Here is a 13,706-nt window from a genome sequence, read left to right as displayed (position 1 = left end):
AATAGTGGGAGCTCCGTTACCTCAGCTGCCCGTGTTTCTGTATTGGCCTGTACAGGTCTTTCACCTTCCGGAAAAGGGAATAACCCCCCGGCTCATAGGAAACGATTCCTTTTATCTTGCTCGTTTTTAAATGCGTTTGCCAGCCTATGGGGCCGCCCATTGAGTGGGTTATTAAAATGGCGGGGCCGATCTTTTCCGCCAGCGCGGCATAGGCATCCGTGTACACCTCAAAATCAGATGGGCCCGTGTCTGGTGTCATCTGGCGAAAAAACTGGTCAAGGGCATTTTTATCATGACTGAATTGGACGCCTTTAAAGTAACTGGGCCAAACGCCTAAACGAAATCGGTTAAACCAAAATTCCTCGGTAAATTCCGGCCTGATAGTGTCTGTCAGGGTACTGCGCCCGGCGTTGCCGCGACGTGGCTGGTCCACTAGATACACACTGAAATTCCGGCGTAAAAAGATATTCTGAAACCCTTCCCGTCCATCCGGTGTTGTTTCCCACGTTTTTGAAAACTGTCCGATACCATGGACAAATATTAGCGGATATTTGCGGGAATTAACAGGAACCTGGTAGGTAACGTAGGCATGGTCGCCGTGAAACAGTTTGCCTTCTGAATTGGTCACTATCTTGCCACCTACGGCAAAACTACCCTGGCTTGCGATAGTCAATGCGGGGGGGGCTTTTTCAAATGTTTGCGAATTTATCCTGTGAGATAAAATAGTAAGGGAGGCTATAGTAATCCATTGCCACATTTTAAGTTGTGGGCTTTTTGTAATATTACATTCCTTATTCATTTCAGCTTATTTTAAATCATTTCGTAGGTTCGTAACCGGGTTTTTTATATAACCTGGTCTGATGCGCGAGTATATCGGGCTTGTAAACTTTTTCTACCCATTCTTCTTTTTCGATGTCTTGTATAGCAACAGAAACATTAGCTTCCGATGTATTTAAGGATATTACGACTGCTGCGGTAATATCCTCAGCTAACTTTGTTTTTTCCTCATCTGTCTTACCGACGATCTTTACATGTATATGTGGCATATCCTTATTTATTTACAGTTATGTATTGAATTTTAATGTCCCGATGTTCTTTATTCTTTCCGGATCACGGTGGTCAAAAAAAAGGCTTTGTTTGTTGTCTAAGCCCGCAATAGCGGTAAGGTCATCTGTGCTTAGTTCAAAATCGAAAACATCAAAGTTTTCTTCCATTCTCTCTTTACGAACGGATTTCGGTATCACAACCACATCTCTTTGAATAAGCCATCTCAAAATTACCTGCGCTATGCTTTTGTGGTATTTGTCACCTATACTTTGCAGTAATCTATTATTAAACATATCGTTGCGCCCCTCTGCAAAAGGTCCCCAGGATTCTATCTGTACTCTATTCTCCGCCATGAACCCGTGGTTCTCAATCTGCTGGTGGAAAGGGTGGGTTTCTACTTGGTTCACTGCAGGTACGATATTATTAAAGGTAATCAGATCAATCAGGCGGTCTTGTTGAAAATTACTGACACCGATCGCCCTGATTAATCCATCCTGATATAATTCTTCCATAGCACGCCAGGCACCGTGAACATCGCCATAGGGCTGATGAATGAGATACAGGTCAAGATAATCCAATTGCATGCGTTCCAATGCCCGCTGAAAAGCAGGTTTGGCTTTCTTATAACTTACATCCTGCACCCAGATTTTGCTCGTGATGAACAGTTCTTCCCGCAGAACACCGCTATTTTTAATTGCTTGTCCGACAGCTTTCTCATTCTGATACGCTGCTGCGGTGTCAATCAACCTATATCCTGTAGCAATTGCCTCAGAAACTGCTGTTTCACATTCCTTAAGGTCATTTACCTGATAAACACCAAAGCCAAGTATAGGCATTCGGACACCATTATTTAATACAATATTTTTCATAACTTTTAGATATTAAACTTTTATAAAATGGGTTTCTGTGCTGTGAAACGCCTTCCTACAAAAAGAAGTATCGCGGCAGCAGTCATCATCAGTACAGCTCCTGAAAAAGATCCGTAAACACCCTTGACATCAAAGAGAATCCCTCCGACAGAGGCTCCCAAAGTAACGGCTAGCTGCATGGCAGCGACAAGTAGTGCCCCTGCACTTTCAGCGTGGTCAGGAACTGCCTGGCTCATCCATGTTGACCAGGCGACGGGTACAGTTCCAAAGGCAAACCCCCAAAGAGCCACCGATACACCAGCAGTCCAGACGTTAGCGCCGTTTGTAATTAGCGTTACGCCTAAAATAGCCGTTGCCAATGGCGCAAGGCCTAAGATCAGGTAGAGGTGCCTCCCAAGAAAGCGGGCAATAAATGTCGTGCCCAAAAAACCGGCGACTCCAAATGCAAGTAATATTACCGAAATGCCGCTCACATCTAAGCCAACCTTACTTTCAAGATATGGCCGCACATATGTAAAAAAAGAAAAGTGTCCTGCAAAAATTAGTAAGACTGTCACTAAACCTATCGCAATACCGGGACGTTTAAGAACCTCTAAAAAAGTATTTAGACGGATCAGCCCGGCAGGCGGTACTTTTGGCATGGATATAAACTGCCAGACAAAGGCGATGAGGCCAACACCTGAGGCAAACAAAAATGTAAGCCTCCATCCGATTAAGCCGCCAAGAAAACTACCTAGTGGGGCAGCCAGGGCAGTTGCTACCGACACTGCGCCAAATATGATAGAAAACGCGTTAGGTATATACGCTTCAGGAACCAGTCGCATAGCAATTGCCGCGGTCATTGCCCAAAAGCCGCCAAGAGCAATACCCAGTAATAAACGTCCGCACAATAAAAAGATATAGTTGGGTGCGGCTGCAACAATGATATTTGATAAAACCAATAGGGCCGAAAAGATTAGAACGACAGTACGCCTATCTACTTTTCGGGTTATTAGTGCACTAAAAAGACTTGAAAATAAGCCAATTACCGCTGTAACTGAAACGGTTTGGCCAGCCAACCCTTCGGTAATGTATAATTCTTTGGCCATTGGTGTTAGTAGGCTAACCGGTAGTAACTCGGCCATAACCAATCCCGAGACACCCATAGCCATGGAAAAAACGGCACTCCAGGCCGGCTTTTGGGAGATTTCCATAACTTTGGTTTCCTGTGAATGATCTTCGATGGTACTTATCATTTATATTATATTAAAACGTTATGCTTTTCGCCTCTAATAAGGCGTAGAGCTTTAATTACACTGTCAGACCACCGTCTACAACAAGGTTGTGCCCAACGACCATACTTGCAGCATCGCTGCACAGAAATACCACGGTACTGGCAATCTCTTCAGGACGGCCCATGCGGCCAATCGGCACCATCTTCATCATGCCTTCTAAGGCTTCCTCTTGTCCGCCAGCAATCATTTCTTCCGCCATGCCGGTATAAAACAATCCAGGGCTGACGCTATTGATTCGAATACCCCGGCCAGCGTATTCTACAGCTGCACTAATAGTAAGCCCGATAACGCCGTGTTTGGCACCGTGATATATGCCCCGCTGCGCACCGGCGCGGATGCCCCCGATTGAGGAACAGTTGACAATAGCACCGCTGCCTTGTTTTACCATTTGCTGTAGTTCATATTTCATAGAGCTCCAGATGCCACGATAATTTATATTGTTGACCCTTTCAAAATCATCCATGGTTTGATCAGCGGCTTCCGCAAGGACATTTTGTACCCCCGCATTATTGTAGGCATAATCCAACCTGCCAAATTTTTCAACCGTTTTTCTAACCATGTTTTCAACTTGTTTATCATCGGATACGTCGCATTGAATAGCATACGTTTTGTGTCCTACTGCAGTTAATTTTTCCGATGCTTCCTCAACATTGTTCCCATTCCAGTCTGCTAATACTACTGCTGCACCTGCCTCTGCAAATGCCTTTGCGGTTGCAAATCCTAATCCCGAGGCTGCTCCTGTAACCAGTGCAACTTTACCTTCCATTATTTTCATAATATTCTTTATATATATTGTTACCACAAAGGTCAACAGCCTGAGGGATTATTTACCAACACAGATTACGGGTTTACCTACCATTTTTACAGATTATGCTGTGGGCTTGAGATAAAGGGAAGATTTTACTGTTAAATTTGTATCAATTATAATATAAAATCGCAATGGAAAAAGTGTTGAGAATAGATACTGTAAGTGAGCATGATAAATACTATCATCAGGAGAACCTTCATCCTTTAGTTAGCATTATAGATTTTGAGGGTACTGCACCAGAAGTTTATGCTTCCAGGATGAACTTTGGTTTTTATGCCATTTACCTGAAGGATGTAGTATGTGGCGATATAAAGTATGGTAGGGATACCTATGACTATCAGGACAGGACACTAGTATTCGTTGCTCCGGGCCAGATCATTAATGTAGATATTAATGAGGAATATAAGCCATCGGGCTATGCGCTACTTTTCCATCCGGACTTAATCCACGGTACTCCGCTTGGCAGACACATTGAGGATTACAACTTTTTCTCCTACCAATCCAGGGAGGCACTGCATCTTTCGGAAAAGGAGCGAAAGATTGTCATGGACTGTTTCGACAAGATAAAATACGAGCTGGAGCAGCGCACAGATAACCATAGTAAAACGCTTATTGCAGCCAATATAGAACTGTTTCTTAATTATTGTGTGCGCTTTTACGAAAGGCAATTCATTACCCGAAACCAGGTAAACCAGAGCAGCATAGAAAAATTTGAGAAGCTCCTGTCCGAATATTTCCTATCTGATCAGGCTCAAGCCCTTGGATTGCCTGCTGTTACCTATTTTGCCTATAAGCTTAACCTATCACCCAATTACTTTGGAGATCTAGTGAAAAAAGAGACAGGTAAAACAGTGATGGAATATATTCATCTAAAGATTATAGATACGGCCAAGGAACGCCTTCTAGATACTAGTAAATCAATCAGTGAAATCGCTTTTAATTTAGGATTCAAATACCCTCATCATTTTACCCGAACCTTTAAGAGAAATACAGGTATAACGCCTTTAGAATATAGAAATTCAAACTAAATCGATAGTAATATTTTCTCTTTAATTAACGTTTTTAGATATTATTCAATTAATTACGTTAGACCCCTTCCGCCATTTTTTTATGACGCTACTGTTTATTTGTAAACCAATAGAATTGGTACTCAATCGACGAAAGGAGTCAGCTGCGTTCGGTTTATTCACCAAGGATTAATATTACCTTCAGGCAGGTAAAGCTTTCGCTTAATTTGATTTCGATGCGTCTTAATGTCTTTAATTGATACTTCTGGCAAAAATATCTTACTCCGGTAACCATACGATGGTGCTTACCAATCAGAAATAGGCAGGATGATTATTGAAGAGAAACAAAATGGTCGGGAAAGGGCAGCTTATGGCAAACAATTTATGGCTGAACTGTCTAAAAAGCTTACGGTTAGCTTTAGAAAAGGATTTTCACAGCGAAACCTTGAGCAAATGAGACAGTTTTACCTTGCTTATTCAATTCCGCAGACAGCGTCTGCGGAATTTATAATTTGAGGAAGTAATCTAAAACGGACTTTAATGATTTACGACACTTCATATCTAATTTTTTGACTGTACGCCTTCTTGATATTCTATAACAATTTATTTTTTTGAGATGGCGCCCAATTTCTGGTTATAATACTTTAAAAAGCAAGATTCTCAGTTCGCTTTTAAGGCAGTGGGCGTTCCCAATGTCTGCTGCTTTCAACAACATCCGTTTCATCAGGCAAAACCAGAAAATTCTTAGGTATTGGATTTATCGGATATACATACTATGACTTTATATCTACTTTATCATTTGATATACACCAAAAATCTTTTGTCAACTTTGATGCTTCAGTTGTGAAAAGATCTTTCAGATAGGTTTCCGGAAGCGTCTTTAACTCTACGTGAAACACGATTTCAAGAAGCAAGCTACGAGTTATTAGAAATGGAGCTATATGGTGCACCATCTTTTGACGGATTTCATTCTCCTTGTAAAAATAGCTCCCTGATTTTTGTTGCCTTTTGCATTCTATCTGGTAGGTCTTTCCGTTCTTCTCAGCAATCATGCTCTTTATAGGCAATGATCATTTCTTTATGATCCTATACTGCACAAATGAGTAAAATTATTGGTTTGCAGTTACTTTAATATCACTGTCAAGCACAGTTCTCCACTTTCTATTTGATTAAGAAGAAACTTTTCCCAAGATAAACCGGTAAAAGGCAGCTAATATATTGCGGCTAAAGCCAGTGGTAAAAGCAAAAGACTACGGCATAATGGCTTTGCTCGCACACTCACAAACCCACCCCTAGGGACTTATTCCGTTTCCTTTTGTTTTCCCGCTTTACCCGCACTGTTTATCTGCTTTCTTTTTCCGGTTTTCTTCTGAAAAAAAATTAATTGAAAGAAAGATGTTCTTTGACATAAACACATTAATAAAAACGCCTGAAGGTAATATTTTCTTCTGCGTGCTCTTGGCAACAACTGTTTGTACATGGCGCTTGAGGTCAATTTCTTTGTCGGGGTTGTACTATACACCACCAATAAACCACGACCTTATTGGATATTAGGGATTTCAATATCTACCCCTAAGTCCTTTAATTTGTCTATGTATGACTGTATCTGTTTTTGCTTTTTCCGAGAGTCAAGATATTCATATCCTAAATCCTGATACGGGACTTTGTCCCTGATGATGTAATATGCTGCATTAAGCATTTTATGTCCTACTGCGATTAATGCCCGCTTTTTGCCACGTCTGCCTATTAAACTTTCATATTTTTTCTTTAGGTAGCTGTTTTTAACATGAGAGGCAGCCCAGGCACACTCGACTAAAATTGGTTTGATGTATTGATTGCCTTGGTTAGTTCTTGAAGAGCGGCTTTTGCCGGCACTCTCATTATTGCCCGGGCATATTCCAGCCCATGATGCAAGGTGATTAACCGTTGGAAAACGACTCATGTCAACTCCAATTTCCGACAACAACATCGTAGCACTAATTTGATTGAGTCCTGGCATAGTCTTTAATAATTCTAACTCAGTACCATATGGCTGTGATAATTGGAGTAGCTGGCTATCAACCGATTCAATTTTTAACAGAGTGTTATAAAGATTGGTTCGAATAGCATTTAGCATGTATTTATGATTATCTGTGAGTACTCCCTGAAGAGATTCATACAGTATTTCTCTTTTCTTTTTGATTCTTCCATGGCATAGAGATAAAAGGAGATTAAAGTCATCAACTCCATCAATGAGCGCATTAATTAATAGGGTTCCAGATTTACCAAAAATGTCACTGATAACATTGCTCAGTTTGAAATTTGCATCCTGTAATATTTTCTCAAAGCGATTGCGGTCAGCTGCTGCATTTTGAACCAATTTCTTACGGTAACGGGTAAGGTCTCGCATATCCCGGATATCTTTTGGTGGGATGAAACTTGCTTTCAAAAGGCCGCTGATTAGAAGTTTAGCAAGCCATCGACTATCTTTCTTATCGGTTTTATGGCCCGGTACGTTCTTTACATGGCGGGCATTGACTAAGATTACCTCAAAATCCTGCTCAAGAATATTGTAGACCGGTTTCCAATAAATCCCGGTACTTTCTATTGCCATATGAGTAATATTTAAGGAAATGAGCCAATCTCTCAAGGAGCGTAAACTATTCGTGTAGGTTGTGAAAGAACGTGTCTCAACAGTTATACCTACTCCCATTACAGTAACTACGACTGTATCGCGATGTACATCCATACCACATCCACGCTCAATAACTTGGGGAAAATTTACTTGTGCCTTCATAGTCTCAATATTTGATACACTAAAGTACTGAGATATGCGATGCCTTTTTCATGCCTGTTGGTGACTCTAAAAAAATGTGTTTAGTCATGAGAATTTCTTTTGGGAAAAAGTTATGCGGAGCGCAAGCGAGGCAGGACTGCCACATTTGAGGACTGGAGGGAGATACAAAACGAATGTATCATTTAATAAGGACGATTATGACAATTATCGGAAGAGTGACAAGGGATGCCGAAGTGCGCAGCCTGTCAAACAACAAAAGTGTAGTGAGTTTCTCTGTAGCCGTAAACCATGACTACAAAGACAAAAACGGGACAAAAGTAACCCAAACGGAATTTTTTGACTGTGCCTATTGGTTCTCTACAGGCGTGGCGCAGTACCTGACTAAGGGCAGCCTTGTAGAACTCGCAGGGCGTGTGTCTGCCCGTGCGTGGATGGGTAACGACGGGCAGCCCAAAGCGGGACTGAACTTCAACACGACAGATATTACCCTGCACGGGGGCAACAAACCCGATGCACAGGGGGCGCAACAGCCACAACAACAGCAACCCGCACAGGGGCAACAGGCTGCACCGCAAAACGGAGGTTTACCCGATACCAACACAGCAGCAACTGCCAACGCAGCCGCAGCACCCGTGTACGATGCCGAAGTAATCCCTAATGGGGCAGCCATTGACGATGACCTGCCATTTTAATGTATAACCTTAAATTCTCAACATCATGGCACACAATATAAATTTCAACGAAGCAACAGGGCAACACGCTTTTATGAGCGTAAAGCTGGACAAACCAGTGTAAACTGACCCCTCTTGACCGATTCAAAAAGACCCCTTTCGCCGGCTGAAAATGACCCCTTTCCGCCAGAGCAAATTGACCCCTGTGGCCAATTGAAAATGCCCCCTCAAAAGAGTTTAAAAAAGTAGCCCGTTGTCGGCTTTGGAACAAGGTTTAGTTTAGCGTTTTGATAAACCTAAACCTGCGTAAGAATGTCCAATAAGCCGATAAAAATGAATAAATTAAGACAGATCATCCGCCTGTATTGCCAGGGGACGGGGATCAAAACAATCCACGGGATGGTGGGCACCTCCCGCAACACAATCAAGAAATATGTCCGCATCTGGAACGGTCTGGATATAGATTTTGAGGCCTTTAGCGCCAAAAGCGACAGCGAACTCTCTATCATTTTTACTACTCCTGTTGCCAAAATCCATAGCAGCCCACGTATGCAGGAGTTAGAGCCATTACTGCCTGAGCTATGTAAAAGGCTTAAAAAGAAAGGTATGACCAGGGAACTGCTCTATAAGGAATACCTTGAGAGATATCCAGATGGTTATAGCCGTTCCAGTTTTAATAATGCCATCCATACTTACCTGCAACTCGCCCGGCCAGTCATGCATGTGGAGCACAAGGCGGGCGATAAGATGTATATTGATTTTGCTGGCAGCAAGCTGAAGGTTGGCCAGGGTGAGGCTGCACGCGATGTAGAGGTTTTTGTTGCCATACTGGGCTGTAGCCAGCTTACCTACGTGGAAGCCGTGGATAGCCAGCGTAAAGAAGACCTGATCCTTGCCTGCCAAAATGCGTTGCGTTACTTTGGTGGTGTGCCAAAGGCCATCGTGCCGGACAACCTTCGTTCGGCAGTAACACGGGGCAGCAAATATGAAGCAGTGCTTAATGATGAATTTGCTGCTTTTGCTGAACACTACGGCGTTACTATAGTGCCTGCACGTGTTTATAAACCCCGTGACAAGTCTTTAGTAGAAGGTGCAGTAAAACTAATCTACCGCAGCATTTACACCCGTCTGGAAGGTCATAGCTTCGATACTCTTGTATCCCTTAACGAATCAATACTCCCAGCACTTGAAATGCATAATAACAAGCCTTTCTCCGGGCGCAGCTACTCCCGTAGGGAACAGTTCGAGGAGATAGAGCGCGAAGCCTTATCTGCTTTAAACCCTATTGATTATCAGGTTCACAAGCAGGTAATGGTTACCGTTATGAAAAACGGCTACATACGTCTGGGGGAAGACATACATTACTACAGCGTACCTTATACCTACATCGGCAAAAAGGTAAAGATACTTTACACAACGGCATTGGTAAAGGTTTATTATCAGTATACCATGATTGCCTGCCATGAGCGAATAAGGAGCAAATACCACTACACAACCAATGAAGACCACCTTGCCTCACAACACCGCTTCCTTACCGAATGGAGCCCCGAGAAGTTTATACAGCAGGCACAGGCCATACACGAGGATGTAGCTCTTTATATAAGCAAAGTACTGGAACTTAAACCCTATCCCGAGCAGGCTTATAAATCCTGTTCGGGTATCTTAAGCTTTTCAAGACGTGTAGGCGCCGAAAGGCTTACCAATGCCTGCCGTTGGGCAATGAACCTTAGCCAGTACAATTACGGAGATACTGCGCAAGCGCCTTGACCAGCTTCAGGCTGAAGAAGAGTTAACAGAAATACCCCCGCACAATAACATCCGTGGAAGAGAATATTACCAATAATCATTACTATTAAAATAATAAAGACCATGAATAATGAAACGTTAGACAAGATGCGCCAGTTGCGCTTATATGGCATGTATGATGCCTTTAAAACCAATCTGGAAACTTCCCTAAAAGAATCGCTTACACCAGACCAGTTCATAGCTTTTTTAATAGCCAGCGAATGGGATGACCGACGTAACCGAAATATAGAACGGGCCATTAAGGCAGCGGGCTTCCGTTACAAAGCTTCGTTGGAAGAGGTAGATTATGCTATTGACCGGGGTCTGGATAAAAACCAGTTCCACAGGCTTGCAGGCCTTGACTTTATAAAAGAACATAAGGATATATTTATTACCGGATCTACCGGTACAGGCAAAAGCTACCTCGCAACAGCACTGGGCTACCAGGCTTGCCAAAACAGCTTTAAAGTAATGTACGTCAACACCGCTAAATTTATGGGGCAGCTTAAACTAGCCAAGGCAAAAGGCACCTTACTGGCTGAACTTAAGCGTATAGAACGTGTAGACCTGCTGATACTCGACGACTTTGGACTGCAACCCTTCGACCCCCAGTCAAGGCTTATACTGCTTGATATTATAGAAGACCGCCACCAGAAACGCTCTACGATGCTTACTTCCCAAATACCGGTAAAGCAATGGTATGATATAATCGGTGAGAAAACCATAGCTGACGCAGTACTTGACCGTATTGTTCATCACTATTTAAGGCTGGAACTCTATGGTGAATCTTTAAGGAGAAGAAAATCTAAATCAGATAATGTATTTTTGTAAAAATATTAGTGAATAACCAGGACTAAAAACTACCGTTTTTAAAGCCTGCAACGAACTACAACTTTTACTCTTTTTTGTCAACAACTCTAAGGGGTCAATTTGCTCTGGCGAGAGGGGGTCAATTTAATTGGTATATCCAGTAAAACTTCCGAAACCCGGATTTTCTGGCAAATGCCTCAATCTGTTTTCTGTACGTTGTTATTGGGTTTAAAGTGATATGCTCACCTCCTACCCCTGTAGCTGTAAAAATAAAAGTATCGCTTTTTCGCAGCTTGTTTCCTTTAAAATCATAGGTAATGGCATTTCCCGTCAGGAAGATATAATTATAGAGGGATGATACCATCAACGAATCGAAAGTCTTTATTATATCTTCATTTTCATAAGGCTTAAAGTGTGCCAGGACATCTTCGTAATACTGTCCATTTTGTTGAATCATGTCATCATTTTCGAGACCTGATTTTGTAATAGCAATCATAATGTGGAGCAATTCCTTTAGCTCGTTTATTTCAATTTTGTATTTGCCCTGATTTTGACTTTTAAATGTTTCAGAAAAGAAGACTTTTTCCTGTGCGAATAATCCGGCAGTGGTTAGAAGAGAAATAAAAACGATAATAATCTTATTCATGATATTTTGGATAGTTCAGATGTTGTTTTACGGTTTAGTATTTTGTTATTAAATTTGGTTTAGATAATATTTGACACAGTAGTTACCGTTTGTTTAACTGAATAATTTGTTTTGCATTTTCATTAGCCGGATTTAATTCCAAAGAATGCTTGTATGCTTTTATGGCTGCCTTTTTCTTTCCCATTTTCATCAGGATTTCTCCGTAACTATCGTAAGTATTGAAAGAATCAGGATAAAGCTCTGTGTTAAGTTTAAATATCCGTAACGCTTCCTCATCTTTATTGTTCGTCATCAGCTCATAGCCAAATTGATTTATTTCTTCCTCAAGGCTGTATTGAGAAAGCCTGCCCTTACGGTGTTGTTCTCTGATACTTTCTATAGTTTCCTCAATTGATTTATTTTTTTGGTACGTTTCGGAAATTGGTTTCAAATTCATTCTCCATTCCTTTTCACGTTGGGCAGCCAGGGTTTCTACGTAATAATATACCCTTTGGGCATCGGTTACTTTTGTGGAATCTATTTCATACCGTTTCCATTTTCCTGAATCCCGGTCCTGTATAAACTGAGTGCCATAAACCTGTGGTTTTTTTCGGCGCATTAAGTCCCTGTCTACAGCAGCAGCATACCACCAGCGGTTGACGGTGCTGTCTAATTTTATAGCCGTTTCAAAACTCTTTACAGCCATTGCTGAGGAAATGGTATCGTTGCCATGCTGAAAAATAATACCCACATTCAGGTGGTCCTGACCGGTCTGCACCCCGCCGGATTTTATGAGTTCGAATACGCGTACCCGCCGTAGACTGTCTTCGCTGTTTAGTGTTTTCCAGTCTATTTTGCTAACCGCTCTTTCCTGTTGGTCTGCATCGACCATTTTTTGCAGTTCAGTGTTGTTTTGAGCCTGTAAACAATAGTTTAGGTTCAAAAGTCCAGCTAAAAGTATTATGTATCTAAAGTCCATAGGTTATTCTTAAATGGTAGTAAAGAATTTTATAGCCTCCAGTACGTTACCATCCTTTAGCAAATCATCAAAATTATCTTGCCTGATGACTGAAACATCGGGTTGAATCACGTCGTAATAATTGCCATTGCGATCGCAGTCATATCCTATGGTAATTGCAAAAGTGGCACCAAAAGGTAACTCGACAACGGTGTTAGTAGTTGTCATTCCGTTGGTATGATCGCCAATAAAAATAGTGTTTTCCCGGCCTTTAAAAGCTAAGGCTGTTACCTCGCCAGAGCTCCCTGTTGCCTGGTTCATAATCACGGCCACTTTAATCTTATCTATTAATGCTCCATTAGGGTGTACATACGAAGTGGTGTATTTTTTTTCAATGTACTTGCCCTTATCAAGGCGTACACTGCTTTCAAACTTTTTCTTTTCGTTTAGGATGCCCCAAACTTTGTTATCACCCAAAAGGTCATACAATGCTAAAATCATTGGTACACAGTTGCCACCGGTATTTTGCCTTAAATCAATAATCCATGCTTCCGGTTTTTGTGAAGATTTTATTTTGTTGATTGCATCATACATTGGCTGGGCTACTTTATTAATTTCTTCACCGGAACCATTTATACTAATTCCGGGTAACAAAATGTAACCGTATTTATTATCTAACACTTTTACCTCAAATCCCGGTTTACTCTGAAACTTTTTAAGCCATTGCCCGCTAAAATCGTCTGTTGTTACCCCTTTAAAGTTTCCTGCGAATTTTTTATCCTTATAATAAACTGCACAATGGTTGGCATTAGCAGTAGTAAAAATGGTAGTCAGCTCTTTTAGCGAACTTTTAAAATCAGTATATTGCGAAAGATTTGTATTGACGGTTTTCTGCAGGTCTTTCCAGTCTACCTTATCTCGTTGAACATAACTGTTTTTCATTAGTGGAAAAACCATTCCGTAGAATTCTCGGATGCTGTCTTGTGTGGTTTGGACTTTTTGCGCGTTTATGGTAGAGGTTATCAGTGTTGCAACAGCTAAAGTGATTGATGATAGTTTCATAGTTGTTTATCTTA

Annotated in this window: 14 protein-coding genes; 5 read left to right on the top strand and 9 right to left on the bottom strand. The window is 41.6% G+C overall.

Features of this window, described 5'->3' with window-relative positions; genetic code table 11:
* Nucleotides 1-16: 16 nt before the first annotated feature.
* Genes DYH63_RS06965 through DYH63_RS06945 form a run of 5 tightly spaced genes read right to left on the bottom strand, consistent with a single transcriptional unit; the run spans nt 17 to nt 3,965 of the window.
* On the bottom strand, nt 17-799 hold the full coding sequence (locus DYH63_RS06965) for an alpha/beta hydrolase (protein ID WP_205528286.1): 783 nt from the start codon (nt 797-799) through the stop codon (nt 17-19).
* 16 nt (nt 800-815) lie between these two features.
* On the bottom strand, nt 816-1,046 hold the full coding sequence (locus tag DYH63_RS06960) for a tautomerase family protein (protein WP_116788119.1): 231 nt from the start codon (nt 1,044-1,046) through the stop codon (nt 816-818).
* Nucleotides 1,047-1,064: 18 nt separating this feature from the next.
* Nucleotides 1,065-1,916 (bottom strand): aldo/keto reductase, encoded by an 852-nt coding sequence (locus DYH63_RS06955; protein ID WP_116788118.1) that lies wholly within the window; start codon nt 1,914-1,916, stop codon nt 1,065-1,067.
* Nucleotides 1,917-1,936: 20 nt separating this feature from the next.
* Nucleotides 1,937-3,151, bottom strand: a complete 1,215-nt coding sequence (locus DYH63_RS06950) for an MFS transporter (RefSeq protein WP_116788117.1) — start codon at nt 3,149-3,151, stop codon at nt 1,937-1,939.
* 55 nt (nt 3,152-3,206) lie between these two features.
* On the bottom strand, nt 3,207-3,965 hold the full coding sequence (locus tag DYH63_RS06945; RefSeq protein WP_116788116.1) for a glucose 1-dehydrogenase: 759 nt from the start codon (nt 3,963-3,965) through the stop codon (nt 3,207-3,209).
* A gap of 164 nt (nt 3,966-4,129) precedes the next feature.
* Here DYH63_RS06945 and DYH63_RS06940 point away from each other — a divergent pair, with 164 nt between their 5' ends.
* Nucleotides 4,130-5,026, top strand: a complete 897-nt coding sequence (locus DYH63_RS06940) for a helix-turn-helix domain-containing protein (protein ID WP_116788115.1) — start codon at nt 4,130-4,132, stop codon at nt 5,024-5,026.
* A 306-nt stretch (nt 5,027-5,332) separates the two neighbouring features.
* On the top strand, nt 5,333-5,521 hold the full coding sequence (locus tag DYH63_RS06935) for a DUF1016 N-terminal domain-containing protein (protein WP_116788114.1): 189 nt from the start codon (nt 5,333-5,335) through the stop codon (nt 5,519-5,521).
* Nucleotides 5,522-6,545: 1,024 nt separating this feature from the next.
* On the opposite strand, the gene DYH63_RS06925 is transcribed toward DYH63_RS06935, so the two are convergent.
* Complete coding sequence (locus DYH63_RS06925; protein WP_116787011.1) at nt 6,546-7,781, bottom strand: IS110 family RNA-guided transposase; 1,236 nt, start codon at nt 7,779-7,781, stop codon at nt 6,546-6,548.
* 197 nt (nt 7,782-7,978) lie between these two features.
* Between DYH63_RS06925 and DYH63_RS06920 the strand changes: the two genes are divergently transcribed.
* The 3 genes from DYH63_RS06920 to istB all read left to right on the top strand — a co-directional run bounded on the left by DYH63_RS06920 (nt 7,979) and on the right by istB (nt 11,068).
* Entirely contained in the window at nt 7,979-8,473 is a 495-nt protein-coding gene (locus DYH63_RS06920; protein WP_116788112.1) for a single-stranded DNA-binding protein, read from the top strand.
* Nucleotides 8,474-8,785: 312 nt separating this feature from the next.
* Nucleotides 8,786-10,219 (top strand): IS21 family transposase, encoded by a 1,434-nt coding sequence (istA, locus tag DYH63_RS06915; protein WP_205528256.1) that lies wholly within the window; start codon nt 8,786-8,788, stop codon nt 10,217-10,219.
* A gap of 102 nt (nt 10,220-10,321) precedes the next feature.
* Nucleotides 10,322-11,068 (top strand): IS21-like element helper ATPase IstB, encoded by a 747-nt coding sequence (gene istB, locus DYH63_RS06910; RefSeq protein WP_116787229.1) that lies wholly within the window; start codon nt 10,322-10,324, stop codon nt 11,066-11,068.
* Between the two features lie 118 nt (nt 11,069-11,186).
* On the opposite strand, the gene DYH63_RS06905 is transcribed toward istB, so the two are convergent.
* From DYH63_RS06905 to DYH63_RS06895, 3 genes are all read right to left on the bottom strand, one after another.
* Entirely contained in the window at nt 11,187-11,693 is a 507-nt protein-coding gene (locus DYH63_RS06905) for a DUF4932 domain-containing protein (RefSeq protein WP_116788111.1), read from the bottom strand.
* A gap of 82 nt (nt 11,694-11,775) precedes the next feature.
* The gene (locus tag DYH63_RS06900) at nt 11,776-12,564 is read right to left on the bottom strand and encodes a tetratricopeptide repeat protein (RefSeq protein WP_240409072.1); all 789 of its coding nucleotides are present in this window, start codon (nt 12,562-12,564) and stop codon (nt 11,776-11,778) included.
* A 96-nt stretch (nt 12,565-12,660) separates the two neighbouring features.
* Entirely contained in the window at nt 12,661-13,692 is a 1,032-nt protein-coding gene (locus tag DYH63_RS06895) for a S41 family peptidase (protein ID WP_116788109.1), read from the bottom strand.
* Between the last annotated feature and the right edge of the window lie 14 nt (nt 13,693-13,706).

This window comes from Flavobacterium psychrotrophum (assembly GCF_003403075.1).
In the GTDB taxonomy this organism is placed as follows: domain Bacteria; phylum Bacteroidota; class Bacteroidia; order Flavobacteriales; family Flavobacteriaceae; genus Flavobacterium; species Flavobacterium psychrotrophum.
Note: the sequence above shows the minus strand (reverse complement) of the source record. Positions and strands in the feature narration are given on the sequence as shown.